The organism is Halovivax cerinus (assembly GCF_024498195.1).
GTDB lineage: Archaea > Halobacteriota > Halobacteria > Halobacteriales > Natrialbaceae > Halovivax > Halovivax cerinus.
Window position 1 is genome coordinate 2,715,762 of record NZ_CP101824.1, and the last position, 19,323, is coordinate 2,735,084.

The window sequence follows — 19,323 nt, forward strand, 5'->3', positions numbered from 1 at the left end:
ATACAACTAATTATGACTACGCGCATTCCATAACTCGAATGATCGAGTGGGAGGTGGGGGGTGACCACCTTCGCGTCGTGGATTCGGATAACGCCGAACTGCTCGTCTCCGGCGATCTGCGAGACGTCGACCGATCCGACGCGGACATCTGTCGCCCCGTCGACGACGTACTCTCGATGACGGCGACGGAGCTACGCTTCCCCCACGCGGTCGTTTACGCACACGCGATGGGGACGGGGACACAGCACGAACTCATCCCGAACGGCGAACCGCTGTCACTGCCCCCTGGTGAGTACGTGATCGACGTCGACACGGAGATCAAGACCTACGTCAGAGCGACCGGCCGCCTCCGCATCGATCAGACCGACGACTACGAGTCCATCGTCATCTCGTTTCCGGATCGTCGTCGTCTCCTGTGTGGATTTCGGAGTCGACAGGAGTTTCCCATCGGCACGATCACCGTCCCGGACTCGCCGGACGGCCTGGCGTCGGCCCTCACCTATCTGTCGACGTCGCACAAGACGTCGAGCCCCGATCGCTCGTACCCGACGCTGCGTGGCCACCCGCCGCTGTTGAGGAGGGGTCCACGCCTGGACGTTCCGGACCAGATACGGTCACGGCGGCCGGAGACTGGGATCGAACTCACCGTCCCGCCGTCGTACGAGTGGCTGTTCGTGCTCGCACCGCTTTCGTACTACCTCCAGGCGACCGTCGAGACGGCACCTGTCGATACGCCGCAGTTGCGTATCCCCGCTGAGGGTGTCGAAGCATCGTTCGCGTCGTTCCCGGCGTTCGAACACGAGGTCGAGCGGCTGTTGCGAAAGGTGTTCTTTCTCGATTGCCTCGTTCGAAACGCCGGGCCCTACGGGACGAAACTGGCCGAGGCTCGATTGCTCGACGTCCTCGACCTCGAACCGACGGAACTGTACGGCGCCTCGCCCCAGGAGCGCCTGGCAGCCTATCTCGCGATTCCATACGAGGCGATCGAACATCGACTCCCCGAGTGGCATCTGGCGATGTACGTCACGCCGGAGCCCGACCTGTTCGAGGTACTCCCGTTCTTGCTAGACCGGATGAGTCTGTGCTATCTGCCCCGGACGACGGAACTCGAGGGCAGAGAACTCGTCGAGCGATCGCTCGATGACTTCTACCGGGGGACGAATCGGCGTCGGTCGGGCGTCGGGCAGGTCCCGTCCGTAGACATCGTCAAACCGGAGCTCCGGACGGGCAAGGTCCACGGCTGGCTGGGTGAGGGCGTTCCGATCGACGTGTTCAAATCGGCCCCCGACTCGTACTACAATCGACTGGAGTACCTGAACCGGCCGTCAGAGCGGACGCGCATCTGCGTCGTCCTCAACGATCCGTCGATGGAGGGCGAACACGCGGACGTGGCGGACATCTACCGCGATCGATCGGAGGACCTCTCCATCGACGTGACGGTCGAGGAAGGGTGTACGGTCTCGGAGCTCGCGGACATCTTCGCATCGTCGACCGATTTCGTCCACTACATCGGCCACTGCGAGGACGAGGGACTTCGGTGTACGGACGGGTTCTTCTCGGCATCCTCGCTCGATCACTGTTCCGTCGAGACGTTCTTCCTGAACGCCTGTGGCTCGTTCAACGAGGGTCGGACGCTAATCGAGCGCGGCAGCGTTGCCGGTGCGGTGACGTTCACACAGGTCCTGAACGATCACGCGGTCAAAGTCGGTTCGACGTTCGCGAAGCTCCTCGTACACGGGTTCAGCATCGAACGCGCTCTGGGGCTCGCGAGACGGCGAATCATGATGGGGAAGGATTACGCCGTCGTCGGCGACGGGACGCACACACTCACCCAGGGCGAACACCGAACGCCGCTCACCATCGTGCTCGAACCGCTCGAAGGGGATCGATATCACATGACTCTCGAGTGTTACTCGACGCGAGTGACCGGCCGGTATTACTTTCCGCACGTCCCCGACAACGAGTACGCCTCGCTCTGTGGAAACCGAACGGACTTCATCCTCGATCGTGAGACCCTAGAGACGTTCCTGGCCGAATCGGCGGCGCCGGTCATCTACGGAGGCGATCTCTACTGGTCGCTCGATCTGGCCAGACAGGTGTCTGACTGGAACGAGGAGACGTAACGATACGGTCTGACGGTGTGAGAACGCGGATTGGTTCGGTGACGGTACGGTCTGACGGTGTGACGTTACGGTCCGCCGTAGGAACTGACTCGCTTGGCGCGTAGCACCGGCCACTCTCTGGAGTGAACGCTGTCGGTGAGCCGCTCTACGAGTCGATCGACTATCCGAAGCGATTCGGCGTCTCGACCGCTGAAGGCGGTCGTCGAGGGCGCAGTTCGCCATTCGTGGCCTGGACTGAGAGTACCACCCATGGGGACTGACGGTTCGGCCGTTACTTATATAAAGGTACCTGATTGTGCGGTATGGCTGATATTTCAATTTAGAGGTAATTAAACGTGTACTCCTGGATGAACGGACATTCAAGCGCTCTATCTCCTAATTTCTCCCTCTCACACCACCACCAATCACAGAATTCAACCTCGATGGCGGTTTCATTGGGACTCGTATGAAACTTACCGCCTGAGAGGGGCCATCAAAATTAAGTACTCACGGATCGCTTACTTCTCAATAGGCATGGAATCGAATTTACTGAACCGCCAGATTGACGATATCGTCGAAACAGTACTGTCGGAAACTAGTGGTGACGTCTACATGGTCAACCCCTCGTGGGACGCGATCGAGGACTTCGTCTCCGTCGCGACCGCGTACGACGGCGACCTCCCGATGGTGCACATGCTCGCGGACGAACGGACGTTGAAAGACGTCATGGACGACTTCATCGTCGCGAGTAATGCCGCGGACCTGATCGACGAGGACGCCCTCGCGCTGCGTACCCTAGAGGAGACCCCGGAGAACTCCCTGCTGGTCACGGAGGACGCCGTGGTCGCCATCGTACACGCGGCCGATCGCGTCGGTGGCCTCGTCTCCGACGACGACGAGTTCGTCCAGGCGACGATGGACACCTACGCGGACCGCTGGGAGGATGCCGAAGCGTTCAACCTCCGGACGCCGCCGATCACGCGCGTCCGAGAGACCCTCTCGGACGAGATCAGCCCGGACGCCGAGGAGGACTTCACTGCCATCCTCGGCTCGCTCGAAACGGCTCGCGGTGACGGCGAGGGCCTCGACGAGGTGACCATCTCGCTGCTCGTCGCCGCCCGTAACGAAGCGCTGCTCTACGACATCAGCAAGTGGGGCGAGGACGTCGGGATCGCCTCGAAGGCGACGTTCAGCCGAACGAAGACGAAGCTCGAGGACATGGGCCTCATCGACACGGAGAAGGTTCCGATCGACGTCGGCCGACCGCGACTCCGCCTCAAGATCGGTGACGACCGCCTCGCCGAAGCCGACAACGGGCAACTCGCGACGGTCGCCCAGAGCATGCTCACGTAGGACCGATCGCAGGCACCCCACGAATCGGGTACACCAGTGCCCGTACGCGAGTATCGCTCGCGTGCGTCATTCTTTCGTCGCGTCGCCACCCCGTAGTGACAGCTCTCTCGGACCGACCGCCCGGCCGGTACCAGCTATCGACAGCAAGGGTGACCCCGGGATCGTCCCGTCTCGGGATCGGATTCCGTCGAGAACGTAATTCCCAAGGTCACTGCCACCGTCGTGAGTGGTATGTACGATGCCGTCACGGTCGACCGTGAGCGTACGTCGCTCGAACTGGTCGCCGACCGCGCCGAGAGCTACGGATTCGACGGCATCGTCGTTCGAAACGCCGACTCGGTCGATGCGCTGGACGGCGTCGACGTCGGAGATTCGATCGACCTCGTGGATGGTGCGACCGTCAGATCGGCGGACCCACACCGTGCCGGCGGGGCCGTCGGAAACGCCCGCTCCGAGCACACGATGGTCATCGTCGAGGGCGGCTCGCCGTCTATCAACCGGTTCGCGGTCGAGACCGTCGCCGTGGACGTCCTCTCGCGACCGATGGCCGACGACGGGGACGTCAACCACGTGCTGGTGAAGGCGGCCGTCGACAACGGCGTCAGGATCGAGTTCGACCTAGACGGCGTTCTCCGTCGGACCGGCGGCCGCCGCGTCCGTACGATCCAGTCTCTCAGGAAACTCCACGAACTCGTCACGTACTACGACGCCCCCTACGTGGTGAGCGCCGGCGCGACGTCACACCTGGAGCTGCGCGCCCCGCGAGAGCTCTGTGCCGTGGCTGACCAACTTGGAATCTCGGCTGCGTGGCTCAGAGATGGTCTGGCGGAGTGGGGACGGCTGGCGGCGCGCAACCGTCACGTTCGGTCCGGGTCTTTCATTGAGCCCGGGGTCGAACGGGGGCGATATGAAGCGGACCGTTGAGGAGCACGCTGCCCGATTCGACGAGCACGCACCGGCGTACGACGACTCGAAAACGCCCGAGTACCGGGCGTGCGCCGACCTCGTCGTCGATCACGCCGCGCCCGGAGCCGACGACGTCGTCCTCGACCTGGGCACCGGCACCGGCGCCATCGCGCTGGCGCTCGCCGGGGACGCAGAGCGCGTCGTCGGTCGAGACATCAGCGAGGGAATGATGGACGAAGCACGGGCGAAGGCAGCCGACGAGAGTATCGAGAACGTCGCGTTCGACTACGGAACCTTCCGGGAACCCGCCTACGATGGGCCGGCGACGATCGTCGTTTCGAACTTCGCGATGCACCATCTAGCGAACGAGGAAAAGCGCGAAGCGATCGATCGGATCGCCGCGTACGACCCCGACCGGTTCGTCCTCGGTGACGTCATGTTCTTCGGCGAACCGGACCCCGACGAGCCCTTCTTCAGCCCGGACGTAGACGACCCGGCGACGGTCGGACACCTCGTCGACGCGCTGACCGACGCCGGGTTCGCGGTCACGGCCGCCGAGCGCGTCCACGACCAGGTCGGGGTTCTCGTCGCCGAGCGCCACTCGGACCGTGAGGCGGCCCCATGAAACACCTGCCGAAGCACCTCCGGCCGCGCTGGCGATACCTGGCCGTCGGACTGGAGACGCCGGCCGGCGAGTCGATTTCCAGGCGGAGCTTCCAGCGCGAGTGCTGGTACGCCGCGCAAAACCTCCTCGGCGATCCGGGAAGCGCCGCGGTCGACCTGACAGTCGTCTCGTTCGCGTTCGACGACCGTGAGTCGGACGTGGCCGATCGCGTGACGGACGGGACCAGTCCGGGATTCGGGGAGGCACTCGTCAGGGTTCGCCGCGGAGAATCCGACCCGGCGAGGGCGGCGCTGGCGTGCATCGACTGCGTCGACGACACGCCGATCGGACTCTCCGTTCGCGGCGTCAGCGGGACGATCCGCGCCGCGCGGGACTCGTTCCTCGAACTGGCCTGACGAGGCAGTGACAGGGGACGGGTCCAGACGAGGCGGCCGTGACGGCGCGTCGATTCGCGTCTGTCGCCCGCGGCGACGTCACCCTGGTAAGAAAACTATTTAGGACGCGGTGGGCAACGGTTTACCGAGAGAAACGTCGTGTCCGGAACTGAACGTGCGTCCGCACTGCATCCTCCACGAACGGCCGTCCGTTCGCCACCGACACGACAGACCTCGATTTAGCGTGATACTATGCAGGGACAAGCCCAACAGCAGGCCTACGACCGCGGCATCACGATCTTCTCACCTGATGGCCGACTCTATCAGGTCGAGTACGCCCGCGAGGCCGTCAAACGTGGTACGGCGAGCATCGGCATCCGAACGAGCGACGGCGTCGTTCTCGCGGTGGACAAGCGGATTCCCTCGCCACTGTTAGAGGACTCCTCCGTCGAGAAGATACACAAGGCAGACGACCACATCGGCATCGCGAGCGCCGGTCACGTCGCCGACGCCCGTCAGCTGATCGACTTCGCCCGTCGCCAGGCCCAGGTAAACCAGTTGCGCTACGGCGAACCGATCGGCGTCGAGGGGTTGACGAAGGAGATCACGGATCACATCCAGCAGTACACGCAGGTCGGCGGCGCGCGCCCGTTCGGGGTCGCACTGATCGTCGGCGGCATCCAAAACGGCGAACCGCGCCTCTTCGAGACCGATCCCTCCGGGACGCCGTACGAGTGGAAGGCCCTCGCGGTCGGCGCCGACCGGGCCGAACTCCAGGAGTACCTGGAAGAACACTACGACGACGACGCGACGCTCGACGACGGCATCACCCTCGCGCTCGACGCGCTGGCCTCCGTCAACGACGGCTCGCTGCTTCCCTCGGAGGTCGGACTGTCCACCGTCGACGTCGAGACTGAGTCCTTCGAAATCTTCGACCAGGACCGGATCGAGTCCGCCCTCGACGATGCGGACCTTCTGGGCGAAGACGAACCGGAAGACGACGACGAGGAGTAATCGCGACGTCCTTCGTTCGCCCCCTCCGCCGAGCGACCGCGTCGTTCGGCCAGCCCGTCCGCGTCCACTCGTCAGCCCGTCCGCGTCCACTCGTCAGTCCGTCCGATGGACGGTTCCGGCGTTTCGGTCGGCGTGCGCCGGGAACCGAGAGCGACCGTCGGATCGGGTCGGACGCGTCGGGAAACACTCTTGTAATCGCCCGGGAAATTTACCGGTATGATATCACTCGACGAGGCGGTGACGGCGCAACTCGAGTCACACGGGGAGCGCTTCGAGGTCCTGGTCGATCCGGACGCAGCGCTCGCCATCAAGCGCGGCGAGTTCGACGGTGACCTGGAGGACGTCATCGCTGCGGAGGACGTCTTCGAGAACGCCTCCCGGGGCGATCGGCCGGCGGAGACGGCACTGGAGGACGTCTTCGGGACGACCGACCCGCTCGAGATCATCCCCGAGGTGATCGACCGCGGCGAGATCCAGATCACGGCCGAACAGCGCCGGGAGATGCAAGAACAGAAGCGAAAGAATCTGATAACGCGCATCGCGCGCAACGCGGTGAACCCGCAGATGGACGACGCCCCGCACCCACCAGACCGTATCGAGAGCGCCCTGGAGGAGGCGGGATTCCAGGTCGACCCGATGGAACCGGTCGAAGAACAGGTCGACGACGCGCTCGACGCGCTTCGGCCGGTCATTCCGATCCGGTTCGAGGAGGTGACGATCGCGGTGTCACTCCCGGCGGAGTACGCCGGCAGCACGCAGGCGAAAGTACGCCAGTACGGCGATTTAGAGCGCGAAGAGTGGCAGGCTGACGGCTCCTGGATCGGCGTCGTCACGTTTCCGGCCGGCCTCCAGAACGACTTCTACGACCTCGTCAACGAACACACGAGCGGCGAGGCCGAGACGCAGGTGGTCAAGGACAAGGACGACCTGAACACGCGATAGATCGGTTCGAACCGGATCGGGACGCCTTCGGCTGCCGGGCGTACTCGGTTCACTCGCCACGGGATTCAAGACGGTTGAGTGCGTAGATTGCGCCATGGCTCACCGAACACGAATGGGGGTGACGGACTACCATCGCTGATCTCGACCCGGCGGGACGACGAGCGGCGAGCCCTCGCGTGTCCGGCGATCGAACGGCGAGCGCTCGCCCCGTCGGCGGACGAGCAGGTGGTGCTCGCTATCCCACGCGACGACCGGCGGGTGTGAGACTGTCGAGATCGGGGTGGCGCCGTCGATGAACGCCGTCGTCGCCAAACGCGTCGACTCGGGCGTCCCGGACACGAGTGAGATCACCGACCTCGCGTCGGCCGCCGGCTACACCGTCGTGGGCGAGTGTACACAGACGCGAAGCGCGGATCCCGCGTTACAATTTGGCGAGGGAAAAGTCGACGAACTCGCAGCCCTCGTCGCAGAGACGAGCGCGGCGACCGTCGTCTTCGACAACCGACTCGGCCCGTACCAGACGTACAACCTCGGCCGCCGCCTACCCGAGGGCGTCGAGGTGATCGATCGATTCACGCTCATCCTCGAGATCTTCGGCCAGCGCGCCCAGACGCGTACGGCCCAACTCCAGGTCGAACTGGCGCAATTGCGCTACGAGTTGCCGCGTGCGGAAGCGAAGGCGAGCCTCGCCCGACGCGACGAACACCCCGGATTCATGGGACTCGGCGAGTACGACGAGAGCCGGGAGGAGGACATCAAGGCCCAGATCAGTCGAATCCGGGACGAGCTCGACTCGATCGAACGGACCGAAGAGCAACGGCGCGAGCGCCGCCGGGATTCGGGGTTCGACCTGGTCGCGCTGGCGGGCTATACGAACGCCGGCAAATCGACGCTACTCCGACGGCTGGCGAGCGACGTGGCCGTCGACGAGAACGAGGACCTCCACCCGGATCTCGACGCGACCGCCCGGTCCGAAGACCGCCTCTTCACGACGCTGGGAACGACGACGCGCCGTGCCGACATCGAGCCGCGCGACGTGCTGGTCACGGACACCGTCGGGTTCATCTCCGATCTCCCACACTGGCTCGTCGAGTCGTTCAAGTCGACGCTGGATTCGGTCTACCGGGCCGACCTGGTGTTACTCGTCGTCGACGTCAGCGAACCGATCGACTCGATCCACGAGAAACTCGTGACCAGCCACGACACGCTCTACGAGCGAAACGAGGCGCCGATCGTGACGGTCTTCAACAAGATCGATCGGGTGAGTGAGGACGATCTCGCCGAGAAGCGCGACGCCCTCTCCGGACTCGCGCCGAACCCGGTCGCGGTGAGTGCTCGCGAGGGCGAACACGTCGACCGGCTGTTAGCGCGTATCGACGCGGACCTCCCCGACTGGGAACGCGAGCGCCTCGTCCTTCCGATGACCGACGAGACGATGAGCGTCGTCTCGTGGATCCACGACAACGCCCACGTCGAAGACGTCACCTACGGCGATACGGACGTTCACGTCGCGTTCGAGGCGCGTCCGGAGATCGTCTCCAGGGCGCGGACGCGTGCGGGTGACCTGCGCGAGATCGCCGCCGACTCGGTCTGAGACGTCGATCGGCGTTCGGCTGCCGGTCTCCCACGCAAACCCTTTTCCCGCCGTCCGGTGGCGATGTGGCATGGTCACTCACGACACGCTCTACGAACTGTACGAGTCCTACGACACGGACGCGCTGCGGGCGTATCAGGAGTTCGTCGACCTCCTTCCACCGGTGGACTCTCGGGTCGTTCTGGAGTTCTGGGAGCGGGCGGACGCCGAACTCGAGCGACGGAAGGACCGAATCCGATCGGCCTTCGACGCCGGTGAGACGCTCGCCGGCGTGGCCTCGCGCGCGACCCGCGATCAGGCGTTCACCGCGCTCGATCTGTACTCGTCGCACGGGCGGCCCGTCACGGTCCTCGTTCTGGACGTCGACGAGACGCTTCGCTCGGCCGGAGGGACGGACAACGAGATTCCGCTCGAGACCCTCCACGCAATCACCGAGTTTCACGAGGCGGGCGTCCCCGTCGTGATCTGCACCGGGCAGACGCTCGAGAACGTCAAGGGATTCGCGATTCAGGGACTCGGCAGCGAACTCGTCCACTCGGGCGATCTCGCGATCGTGTACGAGGCGGGGACCGGCGTCTTCGCGCCGGGACACGGCGCCGAGACGAAGCAGTTGCTGTACGACGACCTGGCTGAATCCATCCGTTCGATCTTCGAGGACGTCCGTGGTCGCGTCCTGACCGAGGCGCCCGCGGACCTGCGTCGCGGCTGTCACCTGCAGGGTAACGAGTTCAACGTCACGGTAAAGCCCAACTACGAGATCGGCTCGCCCGCCGCTCGCGAATTGATCGACGACGCGCTCGTCTACCTGCTCGACCTGCTCGCCGACGCCGTCGACGAACACCTGTCGGCGGCTGGATCTGACGCGTCGATCGAGCCCGGACGCGTCGATCACCGTTCGCTGACGCGGGCGTTCTACGCGGACGCCGATCCCGAGATCCGACGTGTGCTCGAACGCGACGGTGTCTATCCGGGGACCGACGCGAACGGCCGATCCGACGCCTATACGGACGTACTGGAGCGCATCGACGTCGCGTACTACGAGGCCGACGCCGCCGAGATCGGTAGCCGGGAACTCACCAAGGTGGCGGGTGTCGAACGGGCGTTCGACGTCCTCGACGTGGCGGATCCGTTCGCGCTCGTCATGGGCGATTCGAAGAGCGACCTGCGGGTGATGGAGTGGGTGGCCGAGACCGACGCGGGCATCGCTGCGGCGCCGGAACACGCCTCCCAGGCGGTTCTCGAACACGCACTCGCGACCGACGAACTCGTCTTCGACCGCGGAAAGAGCGTCGACGTTCTGCGGACGATCGCGGCGATGAACGAGTTCGCCCTGTTGCGCGAGTGAGCGGCTTCGACCGTGACGGTCGCGTCTCGTCTCCAGTGGTGCTCTGTGCTCCCGAGGTTCGAGCCAGTCTGCGGGTCGGTCCGTTCGCCTCGCGTGCTTTCGCGGTTCTTTTCATCCGGGTCCACCAAGTGAGGCGTATGACGCTCACGGACGAACAGCGCGCGATTCGGGACGTCGTTCGCGATTTCGCGCGCGAGGAGATCCGCCCGACGGCGCGCGAGGCCGACGAAACGCAGTCGTTCCCGGAGGACGTCTGGGACGGCCTCGCGGAGCTCGACCTGACCGGCCTGACCGTCCCCGAGAAGTACGGCGGATACGACGCGGATCCGGTGACGGCGAGCGTCGTCTACGAGTCGGTCGCGTACGGGTCGCTCGCGGTCGCCACGGCGCTGTCCGTCCACGGGCTCGCGACGTCGTGCATCCGGAGCTTTGGCTCCCCGTCCCAGCAGGAACGCTGGCTCCCGGAGATGGCCGACGGGCGACCAGTCGGCGCGTTCGCGCTCTCGGAACCGCACGCGGGATCGAACCCCGCCGCCATGACCACCGAGGCCCGGCGGGAGGGCGACGAGTACGTCATCGACGGCGAGAAGCAGTGGATCACGAACGGCGTCCGCTCGGGTGTGATCATCCTCTTCGCGAAGACCGACCGCGACGACCCCGACTCCGTCACGCAGTTTCTCGTCCCGAAGGACGTCGACGGACTCACGGTCGGGGAGACGGAGGACAAACTGGGACTCCGGGCGAGCGACACGACGTCGCTCACGTTCCACGGCGTACGCATTCCGGCCGAAAACCGACTGACTGAGGAGGGACGTGGTCTCTCCGCTGCGTTCGAGATTCTCACCGGCGGACGCGTCGCCATCGCCTCGCAGGCGGTGGGACTGGCCGACCACGCCCTGGAGGAGGCGATCGACTACAGCCAGGAGCGCGAGCAGTTCGGCGGACCGATCGCCGACATCCAGTCGGTCCGACACACACTCGCGGAGATGGCGGCCCGGACGGAGTCGGCACGACGGCTCACCCGTCACGCGGCCCGTGAGCGCGCTGCGGGCGCGGACGACGCGCCGATGGCCGCGAGCATGGCGAAGTACGTCGCCAGCGAGGCGGCGATGGACGTGACGAACGACGCCGTCCAGCTCCACGGCGGCTACGGCTACGTCACCGAAGGCGAGGTCGAACGCCTCTACCGCGACGCGAAGATCACCGAGATCTACGAAGGGACGACGGAGATCCAGAAGACCGTCATCGCGCGCCACCTGCTCGACTGACGGCGGCGCCGTCCTGGATCGGGCCGACACCCCGTCGCGTTCGGCGGCCCGTTTCTCCGTCGTCGAGTCCCCCAGGAAATTCGCCCGCACCCCGCCCACCGATACGACTTTCTTCGACCGCCGTCTCCGCCAACCCGTGACCGAGTACGACGCGGTCGTCTACGATCTGGACGGAACGCTGGTCCGCCTGGACGTCGACTGGAACGCGGTGGCCCGCGAAGTTCGGGCGATTTATCGCGAGGCCGGCGTCGAACCGCCGGCCGAGGACGCCTGGACGCTGTTGACCGGGGCTGCCCGGATCGATCGCCGCGAGGACGTCGAGTCCGTCATCGCAGCCCACGAGTGCGACGGCGCGGAGACCGCCGATCGCCTCCCGCTTTCCGATCACGTCGTCGACCGGTCTATCCCGGTCGGGATCTGCTCGCTCAACTGCGAGAGCGCCTGCCGGATCGCGCTGGAACGCCACGGGCTGCTCGAGTCGGTCGAACGCGTGATCGGTCGGGATTCCGTTCCGGCGATGAAACCCGATCCGGAACCGTTGCTCACGGCGATCGATGCGCTTCCCGTCTCTCACGAGAACGTCCTGTTCGTGGGCGATTCGGGGAGTGACGCGACGACCGCCGAACGCGCCGGCGTGTCGTTCCAGTACGTCGAGGACGTCCTCGACACCGAGTAGGAAGACCGGTCAGGATTCGATCCGTCCCGCCTGCGGTCCGACTCGGCGGCTAGCCGGCGGCGACTCGGAACGTCAGTTCGTCACGTCGTTTTCCTGCCGTTTCGCGTACGCGAAGACGGCGAGGCCGGTGACCAGCCAGACGACGGCTCCCACGCGAATGGCGAACTCGGCGCGGGTACCCCAGGTGGGCAGGTCTGCAGGGATCGAGAGGACGGCGACCGTCGGTGCGCCGACGACGATCGTCAGGACGAACGTCACCTGCATCACCCAGCCGTAGTCGAGGCCCTCGGGCGAACTCGTTTCGACGGGTTCTGGCACACCGGAACTCTCGCTGCCGGTACCTTAAAGTCGACGTCACGCACCCGGAGTGGGTCGCCAGCGCATCGTACGGCGCCGCGTTCCTCATCGTGCCTCGCGTTGGATCATTCGCGCGTCTTAGGGGTAGCACGTACGGCGTCGTCCGCTCCGATCGCGGCACGGTGGGACGCCAACCGGTGGAATTTACCCCATCGAGCCGAAGGAATCCACTATGACGACCGTCCGCGACCTGCGAGCCAAGGCGGGGTCCGAACCGATCACCATGCTGACGGCCTACGACGCTCCGGCGGCGGAGATCGTCGACGAGGCCGGCGTCGACGTGATCCTCGTCGGAGACAGCGTGGCGAACGCGGCGCTCGGATACGAGACGACGCTCCCGGTCGACGTCGACGCGATCGCCCACCACGTCGGCGCGGTCACCAGAGCGACAGAGGACGCGATGGTCGTCGCCGACATGCCGTTCCTCTCGTTCGGGACGGACGAGCAATCGGCGATCGAGAACGCCGGGCGAATGCTACAGGAAGAGGGTGCGGACGGAGTCAAACTCGAGAGCGGTCCACACACCGTCGACATCACCCGGCGCCTCGTCGAACTGGGGATCCCGGTGATGGCCCACCTCGGACTGACACCCCAGCACGTCAACCAGTACGGCGGGTTCCCGCGCCAGGGAACCGATCAGGAGAGCGCAGAGCGGATCCTCGAACTGGCCCGTGAGCACGAGGACGCCGGCGCGTTCGCGCTCGTTCTGGAACACGTCCCGTCGAACGTCGCGCGGGACGTCACGAACGCGATCGAGATCCCGACGATCGGGATCGGGGCCGGACCCGAGTGCGATGGGCAGGTACTCGTCTTCCACGACGCCGTCGGGATCAGCGAGTGGTCCCCGTCGTTCGCGGCGCAGTTCGGCGACGTCAGGGCCGAGATGTCGTCGGCCGTCACCGAATACGTCGACGCCGTCGAGTCGGGAGCGTTTCCCGCCGACGAACACAGTCACGAGGAAGCGGATCTCGACGAACTGTACTGACGGTTCCGCCAGAGTCACGACCGCGGCGAGACCGCGGTCTCGACGAACGACGCCAGTGCGTCGTTGAACGCGTCCGCGCGTTCGACCATCGACAGGTGGGCCGCGTCTTCGATCTCGACGAGCGACGCGTTGGGTATCGAGTCGGCGAGGTACTCGTGGAACCACGGGGGCGTGAGCTGGTCGTCGCTCCCGTAGAGGGCCAGGGTGGGGACGGTAATCTCGTCCAGTCGATCGCGGACGTCGAATCTGTGACAGGTGAGAAAATCGCGGTGGGTGACGGCCGACCCCGTCTCGCGCATGGTTTCGATCGACCGTTCGCGCGTCGTCCGATCGGGATCGAGAAAGAGCTTGCCGGGCTCGTGGAGGAACTGGATCGCCCGTTCGAAATCGTCTTCCAGCCACTCTAGCAGGTCCGCCAGGACACCGAGGCGAGCGCCCGTCCCGGTGAGGACGGCCGCGTCGACGTCGGGGTCGCGTTCGAGGAGGAGGTGCTGGACGACGGCACCACCGAGGGAGTTGCCGACGAGGACGCGGTCGTCGGTCTCCTCGAGGACGGCGAGAACGTCGTCCGCGTACGCCGAAAGCGTCTGGTACCCGGCCGTGGCGTCGACGTCGTCCGATTCGCCGTGGCCACTCAGGTCGAGCGTCGTGATCGGAAACTCGGTTGCCAGGGGGAGTTGTGCGTTCCAGACACGACCCGTCGCGCCACTCCCGTGGACGAAGCAACATCCGGGTGCGGATCCCTCCCCATCGCGTCGATCGACCCGGCGATAGGCAGTTCGTCTCCCCTGGTGCGTGACGGTCTCCATACGTCCTGTACGACGACCGGTCTCTTAAGCGCCGGTATCCGTTTTCGGACCACGGAGACCGGCCCCCGATCCAGGGGGTCGTCGCCGACGCCATCGTGGCGTCCGAGCGCTGCCCGTCGTGGTTTCATCCCGGTGTCTGGACCGATCGTGACGGAACTGATCGTGACCCGATAGTCTCCCCACCGGTGACGGTCCCGCTGCCTGGATGTTCACTGCCAGCGCAGTGTGAACCGCGAACAGTCACCTTTGATCGATTCGGGGGATGTAACGGGGTCGATGGGGAAAGTTATATATACTAGTGTCCCTTACCTGGGGTTAGTAACACATGACACTCACCCAGCGTACCGGCGAATCACCGGTAATGGTGCGGACCTACGAGTACGACGACCGACTCGTCGTCGCGGATCTCGCGGATGCGTCCGCAGAACCGACGCTCGACGTCGTCGACGGGACGGCGATCGTCGTCGTAGACGACGACCAGTACGAGATCGACCTCCCGGCGGACGGGTCGGTAGCGCACACGTTTATGAAAAACGGCGTGCTCAGCATCGAACTGGAGGGTACCCGATGAAGCTTACCGTCAAACCGCTGAAACAGAAGGACGCCGGCCGCGGACTCGCCGCGATCGATCGCGCCTCGATGCGCGAGATCGGGCTCGAGAATGGCGATTACATCCTGATCCAGGGTAACAGCGACGGCCGATCGGTCGCACGCGTGTGGCCGGGTTATCCCGAGGACGAAGGGAAGGGAATCATTCGTATCGACGGTCGCCTTCGACAGGAGGCGGGCGTGGGGATCGACGATCGGATCTCGGTCGAGGCGGCTGACGTCAAGCCGGCGACCACCGTCACCGTCGCGCTCCCGCAGAACCTGCGTATTCGTGGCGACATCGGACCGCTCGTGCGCGACAAGCTTTCCGGACAGGCCGTTACGGAGGGACAGACGGTACCGTTTTCCTTCTCGTTCGGACCCATGGCCGGCTCCGGACAGTCCGTTCCGCTGAAGATCGCCGACACGTCGCCCACCGGGACCGTCGTCATCACCGACTCGACGTCGATCCAGATCGCGGAGAAACCGGCCGAACAGATCTCCAGCCCCGGCGGCGGCACGGAGGGCGTTCCGAACGTCACGTACGAGGACATCGGCGGCCTGGAGGACGAACTCGACCAGGTGCGTGAGATGATCGAACTGCCGATGCGCCACCCCGAGCTGTTCCAGCAACTCGGCATCGAACCGCCGAAAGGTGTCTTGCTGCACGGCCCGCCGGGCACGGGGAAGACGCTGATGGCGAAGGCCGTCGCAAACGAGATCGACGCCCACTTCGAGACCATCTCCGGGCCGGAGATCATGTCGAAGTATTACGGCGAGTCCGAAGAGCAACTGCGCGAAGTGTTCGAGGAAGCCGAGGAGAACGCGCCCGCGATCGTCTTCATCGACGAGATCGATTCGATCGCCTCCAAGCGCGAGGAGACCAGCGGCGACGTCGAACGTCGCGTCGTCGCCCAGCTCCTCTCGTTGATGGACGGCCTCGAAGAGCGCGGCCGGGTCACCGTCATCGCGGCGACGAATCGCGTCGACGCCATTGATCCCGCACTTCGACGCGGTGGCCGCTTCGACCGCGAGATCGAGATCGGCGTCCCGGACAAGGAAGGCCGAACCGAGATCTTGCAGGTCCACACGCGCGGCATGCCTCTCGTCGATTCGATCGACCTCGATCAGTACGCGGAGAACACACACGGCTTCGTCGGCGCCGACCTGGCGACGCTCGCCCGTGAGGCGGCGATGAACGCCCTGCGACGCATTCGCCCCGAACTCGACCTGGAAGAAGAGGAGATCGACGCGGACGTCCTCGAGTCGCTGCAGGTCTCCGAGACCGATTTCAAGGAGGCGCTCAAGGGCATCCAGCCCTCGGCGCTCCGCGAGGTCTTCGTCGAGGTGCCCGACGTCACCTGGGATTCCGTCGGTGGGCTCGAAGCAACCGAAGAGCGCTTGCGGGAGACGATCCAGTGGCCGCTCGACTACCCGGAGGTCTTCGCCGAGATGGACATGCAGGCACCGAAGGGCGTCCTCATGTACGGACCGCCGGGGACCGGCAAGACGCTGCTCGCGAAAGCCGTCGCCAACGAGTCCCAGTCGAACTTCATCTCCGTCAAGGGTCCGGAGCTGTTGAACAAGTTCGTCGGTGAGTCGGAGAAGGGCATCCGCGAGGTCTTCGAGAAGGCGCGCGCGAACGCCCCGACCGTGATCTTCTTCGACGAGATCGACTCGATCGCGGGCGAACGCGGCCGGACCACCGGCGACTCCGGCGTCTCCGAGCGGATGGTCAGCCAGCTGCTGACCGAACTCGACGGGCTCGAAGAACTGGAAGACGTCGTCGTCATCGCGACGACGAACCGGCCCGATCTGATCGACCCGGCGCTGCTGCGCCCCGGTCGGCTGGACCGTCACGTCCACGTGCCGGTCCCCGACGAGGCAGCCCGTCGGAAGATCTTCGAGGTCCACACCCGGGACAAGCCGCTCGCCGACGCGATCGACCTGGACTGGCTCGCGGCCGAGACCCAGGGCTACGTCGGCGCGGACATCGAGGCCGTCGCGCGAGAAGCCTCGATGGCAGCCACTCGCGAGTTCATCAACTCGGTCGATCCCGAGGAGATGGCCGACACCCTCGGCAACGTTCGCATCTCGAAGGATCACTTCGAGCACGCGCTCGAAGAGGTCTCTCCGAGCGTCACGCCCGAGACCAAAGAGCGCTACGAGGAGATCGAAGAGCAGTTCGACACCGCCGAACCGGCACAGGAGAAAGACCAGCTCGGTCGGACCTTCCAGTAGGCGGGTACGAGTACGTTTTGTCTCACGCGACGCCGTGACGGAGATCCGGTCGAGGTGGACGAACCAACGTTCCCCCGGGGACGGACACGCAATAGCCCGCCTCCGACGACGTGCAGGATGAGCGTCAGTTGACTGTCCGGAATCGAAAAAGTTCGATTTATTCTACTGTATCTTCTATCGGACGAATCCTGCCGTGCGTGCCATCCCTGATGGCCCCGACATCGCCCGCGCCTCTCTCGCTGCCGCGATCGTCCTCGCGATACTCGCCGCACTTGCCTTCGTTGCAACGGCCGTCGCGGATCTCGCGGACCTCTCGCAGCCGACCACGGCGACGCTGCGAACGATCGTGGGTATCATCGTCGGCGTCGGCATCGTCCTCGCTACCGTCAACGGCGCGCTCGGTAACGACGTGCGCGTCGGTCTCGCTCCGGTCGTCGCAGCCATGCTCGCCGTCGTCGTCTGTCTGCTAGCGACGCTTGCACTCGGACTCAGCACGCCGGACGTTACGTGGACCGGCGTTTTCCTCATCAGCGCGTACGCCTTCGTCCTCGCCATTGCGGCCGGTGTCGGCGGGTTCGCCGTCGGCCGTGCCGGCCGCTGGCTGGTCGGTTCGATCGTAGGGTAGGTTCGTCGGTCGACCCGCTGCCGGTCAACCCCAGCGACACCCGGTAGGGGAATTCCCCAATTCCGTCTACAGCTCCGCCAGCACTTCTTCCGCGTGGCCCTCCGGATCGACGCCCTCGTAGGCGGCCGCGATCCGTCCATCTCCGTCGACGACGTACGTGTTCCGGAAGACGCCGTCGAACGTGTTCCCGAACATCTGTTTCTCGCCGTAGGAGTCGTACGCCGTGGCGACGCTGCCGTCCTCGTCCGAGAGGAGGTGGAAGTCGAGGTCGTAGTCGTCCGAGAAGTCGGCCAGGTCGGGGACCGGATCGTCGCTGATGCCGAGCACGGCGGCGTCGACTTCGTCGAGTTCCGGTCGCGCGTCACGGAACTCGCAAGCCTCGACCGTACAGCCCTCGGTGTTCGCACGTGGGTAGAAGTAGACGATCACCGGCTGGCCGGCGAACGACTCGAGCGATATCGGTTCGCCGTGTTGATTCGGCAGTTCGAACGACGGCGCGTCGGATCCTACGTCGAGCATACCCGATAGATCACAACCCCGTCCCGTAGGAGTGTCGGTTCTGGAATCACCGGTTTCCGGGTCGTCCGAGACGTCGCAGCCCGTTACTCGAGCGGTTTCGCCGCGTCGCGCTCGATCAGCGGATCGGCGTTCGCCTCGGGGAGGGTGACGACGTCGTCGCTCGCGAGGGTGTACTCGCGGTCGTCCACGCCGAGGATCGAGCCGACGTCCGACGTGATCTGGACGGTCACGCGGTCGACGGCCTCGTCAGCGTCTGTGCCCGCGACGTCGGTGGAGCCGTCCGCCTCGTCGGCGGGATCAGCTGTTGTGGAGTCTTCACCTGCCGCCGGTTCGTCGATGGCCGCGGAGGGATCGTTCGGGGGAACCGTTTCGTCCCGACGTCCCTCGCTCGCGCCGGCCGTATCGGTCGCAGAACCCATCGCGTCCGCCACGTCGAACGAGTCCTCCTCGGCACGTTCGGCAGGATCCGTTTCGACCGGTGGCTCGTCACTCGGCGGGGCGGGTGGCGCCTCTGTCGTCGCCTCAGTCTCGTCCAGTGTCCCTTCCTCTACAGCCCCCGTCTCTCGGACCGTCTCCGTTCGGTCGGTCCGTCCACCTCTGGTGTCGGCCGTCCTGCCCTCCAGCACCGAGAGGATCTCCGTCTTGTTGGTCTCGATGCGCTCGACGAGGTCGTCGAAGAGGGCAGCCTCCTCGCTGGTGAGACCCTCCGAGTTGGCAGTCATTCCCGCAGCGGCGAGGCTCGCCTGTTTGACGAGTTTTCCCATCCGCCGTTCGTAGATGGCCTCGGCGACGTCCTTCGCGGCTTCTATTTCGTCGGTGAGTCTGGCGACCTCGGGCGAGGCGAACGGATCCTCGTGTGCCGCGGCGATTTCGTCGCGTTCGGCTTCTAACCGTCCGATGTACTCGCCGACGTCCTGGTAGAACGACGGGCGCAGTTCCTGGAGGCTGTCCTTCTGGCGTTCCGTGTTTCGGACGGATCGAAGTTCCTCCAGATTCATGT

General features: G+C 65.3%; 18 protein-coding genes and 1 pseudogene. 15 read left to right on the forward strand and 4 right to left on the reverse strand.

The features are described from left to right. The first annotated feature begins 38 nt into the window (after positions 1 to 38). From NO366_RS12775 to NO366_RS12825, 11 genes and pseudogenes are all read left to right on the forward strand, one after another. Positions 39 to 2,123 (forward strand): hypothetical protein, encoded by a 2,085-nt coding sequence (locus tag NO366_RS12775; protein ID WP_256531176.1) that lies wholly within the window; start codon positions 39 to 41, stop codon positions 2,121 to 2,123. A gap of 513 nt (positions 2,124 to 2,636) precedes the next feature. After that, positions 2,637 to 3,455 carry a transcriptional regulator TbsP gene (gene tbsP / locus NO366_RS12780; RefSeq protein ID WP_256531177.1) on the forward strand — a complete coding sequence of 273 codons (819 nt, stop codon included), beginning with the start codon at positions 2,637 to 2,639 and terminating at the stop codon, positions 3,453 to 3,455. Between the two features lie 231 nt (positions 3,456 to 3,686). Further along, entirely contained in the window at positions 3,687 to 4,379 is a 693-nt protein-coding gene (locus tag NO366_RS12785) for an RNase P subunit p30 family protein (RefSeq protein WP_256531178.1), read from the forward strand. After that, complete coding sequence (locus NO366_RS12790) at positions 4,363 to 4,986, forward strand: class I SAM-dependent methyltransferase (RefSeq protein WP_256531179.1); 624 nt, start codon at positions 4,363 to 4,365, stop codon at positions 4,984 to 4,986. The genes NO366_RS12785 and NO366_RS12790 overlap by 17 nt, the downstream gene beginning before the upstream one ends. Next, a pseudogene (locus NO366_RS12795) lies at positions 4,983 to 5,369 on the forward strand (Rpp14/Pop5 family protein); the annotation flags it as partial. The gene NO366_RS12790 and the pseudogene NO366_RS12795, both read left to right, overlap by 4 nt. 243 nt (positions 5,370 to 5,612) lie before the next feature. After that, positions 5,613 to 6,374, forward strand: coding sequence for an archaeal proteasome endopeptidase complex subunit alpha (psmA, locus tag NO366_RS12800; protein WP_256531180.1), 762 nt, complete (start codon positions 5,613 to 5,615; stop codon positions 6,372 to 6,374). A 216-nt stretch (positions 6,375 to 6,590) separates the two neighbouring features. After that, positions 6,591 to 7,316 (forward strand): ribosome assembly factor SBDS, encoded by a 726-nt coding sequence (locus NO366_RS12805; RefSeq protein WP_256531181.1) that lies wholly within the window; start codon positions 6,591 to 6,593, stop codon positions 7,314 to 7,316. A 292-nt stretch (positions 7,317 to 7,608) separates the two neighbouring features. Continuing rightward, positions 7,609 to 8,910 (forward strand): GTPase HflX, encoded by a 1,302-nt coding sequence (gene hflX / locus NO366_RS12810; protein WP_256531182.1) that lies wholly within the window; start codon positions 7,609 to 7,611, stop codon positions 8,908 to 8,910. Positions 8,911 to 8,980: 70 nt separating this feature from the next. Continuing rightward, positions 8,981 to 10,255 (forward strand): HAD family hydrolase, encoded by a 1,275-nt coding sequence (locus NO366_RS12815; RefSeq protein WP_256531183.1) that lies wholly within the window; start codon positions 8,981 to 8,983, stop codon positions 10,253 to 10,255. Positions 10,256 to 10,392: 137 nt separating this feature from the next. Further along, on the forward strand, positions 10,393 to 11,523 hold the full coding sequence (locus NO366_RS12820) for an acyl-CoA dehydrogenase family protein (protein ID WP_256531185.1): 1,131 nt from the start codon (positions 10,393 to 10,395) through the stop codon (positions 11,521 to 11,523). A 136-nt stretch (positions 11,524 to 11,659) separates the two neighbouring features. Next, entirely contained in the window at positions 11,660 to 12,199 is a 540-nt protein-coding gene (locus NO366_RS12825) for an HAD family hydrolase (RefSeq protein WP_256531186.1), read from the forward strand. A gap of 72 nt (positions 12,200 to 12,271) precedes the next feature. On the opposite strand, the gene NO366_RS12830 is transcribed toward NO366_RS12825, so the two are convergent. Beyond that, positions 12,272 to 12,517, reverse strand: a complete 246-nt coding sequence (locus tag NO366_RS12830) for a DUF5822 domain-containing protein (protein WP_256531187.1) — start codon at positions 12,515 to 12,517, stop codon at positions 12,272 to 12,274. 211 nt (positions 12,518 to 12,728) lie between these two features. Here NO366_RS12830 and panB point away from each other — a divergent pair, with 211 nt between their 5' ends. Further along, a complete protein-coding gene (gene panB, locus NO366_RS12835; RefSeq protein ID WP_256531188.1) occupies positions 12,729 to 13,541 on the forward strand; it encodes a 3-methyl-2-oxobutanoate hydroxymethyltransferase in 813 nt (270 codons plus the stop codon). A 14-nt stretch (positions 13,542 to 13,555) separates the two neighbouring features. On the opposite strand, the gene NO366_RS12840 is transcribed toward panB, so the two are convergent. Further along, positions 13,556 to 14,350 (reverse strand): alpha/beta fold hydrolase, encoded by a 795-nt coding sequence (locus NO366_RS12840; RefSeq protein ID WP_256531189.1) that lies wholly within the window; start codon positions 14,348 to 14,350, stop codon positions 13,556 to 13,558. 325 nt (positions 14,351 to 14,675) lie between these two features. On the opposite strand from NO366_RS12840, the gene NO366_RS12845 reads away from it, so the two are divergent. The 3 genes from NO366_RS12845 (at position 14,676) to NO366_RS12855 (ending at position 17,804) form a co-directional block, all read left to right on the forward strand. After that, positions 14,676 to 14,921, forward strand: coding sequence for a DUF7127 family protein (locus tag NO366_RS12845; protein WP_256531190.1), 246 nt, complete (start codon positions 14,676 to 14,678; stop codon positions 14,919 to 14,921). After that, entirely contained in the window at positions 14,918 to 17,179 is a 2,262-nt protein-coding gene (locus tag NO366_RS12850) for a CDC48 family AAA ATPase (protein WP_256531191.1), read from the forward strand. Before NO366_RS12845 ends, NO366_RS12850 begins: the two co-directional genes overlap by 4 nt. A 193-nt stretch (positions 17,180 to 17,372) precedes the next feature. After that, a complete protein-coding gene (locus tag NO366_RS12855) occupies positions 17,373 to 17,804 on the forward strand; it encodes a hypothetical protein (RefSeq protein WP_256531192.1) in 432 nt (143 codons plus the stop codon). A 66-nt stretch (positions 17,805 to 17,870) separates the two neighbouring features. Here NO366_RS12855 and bcp read toward each other — a convergent pair whose 3' ends face one another. Both bcp and NO366_RS12865 read right to left on the reverse strand, forming a co-directional pair. Next, positions 17,871 to 18,323 (reverse strand): thioredoxin-dependent thiol peroxidase, encoded by a 453-nt coding sequence (bcp, locus tag NO366_RS12860; protein ID WP_256531193.1) that lies wholly within the window; start codon positions 18,321 to 18,323, stop codon positions 17,871 to 17,873. Between the two features lie 83 nt (positions 18,324 to 18,406). After that, positions 18,407 to 19,321 (reverse strand): hypothetical protein, encoded by a 915-nt coding sequence (locus NO366_RS12865; RefSeq protein WP_343217304.1) that lies wholly within the window; start codon positions 19,319 to 19,321, stop codon positions 18,407 to 18,409. Between the last annotated feature and the right edge of the window lie 2 nt (positions 19,322 to 19,323).

Coding starts and splice junctions, on each gene's coding strand:
- NO366_RS12775 (WP_256531176.1), top strand. CDS start 39: ATGATCGAGTGGGAGGTGGGGGGTGACCACCTTCGCGTCGTGGATTCG.
- tbsP (WP_256531177.1), top strand. CDS start 2,637: ATGGAATCGAATTTACTGAACCGCCAGATTGACGATATCGTCGAAACA.
- NO366_RS12785 (WP_256531178.1), top strand. CDS start 3,687: ATGTACGATGCCGTCACGGTCGACCGTGAGCGTACGTCGCTCGAACTG.
- NO366_RS12790 (WP_256531179.1), top strand. CDS start 4,363: ATGAAGCGGACCGTTGAGGAGCACGCTGCCCGATTCGACGAGCACGCA.
- psmA (WP_256531180.1), top strand. CDS start 5,613: ATGCAGGGACAAGCCCAACAGCAGGCCTACGACCGCGGCATCACGATC.
- NO366_RS12805 (WP_256531181.1), top strand. CDS start 6,591: ATGATATCACTCGACGAGGCGGTGACGGCGCAACTCGAGTCACACGGG.
- hflX (WP_256531182.1), top strand. CDS start 7,609: ATGAACGCCGTCGTCGCCAAACGCGTCGACTCGGGCGTCCCGGACACG.
- NO366_RS12815 (WP_256531183.1), top strand. CDS start 8,981: ATGGTCACTCACGACACGCTCTACGAACTGTACGAGTCCTACGACACG.
- NO366_RS12820 (WP_256531185.1), top strand. CDS start 10,393: ATGACGCTCACGGACGAACAGCGCGCGATTCGGGACGTCGTTCGCGAT.
- panB (WP_256531188.1), top strand. CDS start 12,729: ATGACGACCGTCCGCGACCTGCGAGCCAAGGCGGGGTCCGAACCGATC.
- NO366_RS12840 (WP_256531189.1), bottom strand. CDS start 14,350: ATGGAGACCGTCACGCACCAGGGGAGACGAACTGCCTATCGCCGGGTC.
- NO366_RS12845 (WP_256531190.1), top strand. CDS start 14,676: ATGACACTCACCCAGCGTACCGGCGAATCACCGGTAATGGTGCGGACC.
- NO366_RS12850 (WP_256531191.1), top strand. CDS start 14,918: ATGAAGCTTACCGTCAAACCGCTGAAACAGAAGGACGCCGGCCGCGGA.
- bcp (WP_256531193.1), bottom strand. CDS start 18,323: ATGCTCGACGTAGGATCCGACGCGCCGTCGTTCGAACTGCCGAATCAA.
- NO366_RS12865 (WP_343217304.1), bottom strand. CDS start 19,321: ATGAATCTGGAGGAACTTCGATCCGTCCGAAACACGGAACGCCAGAAG.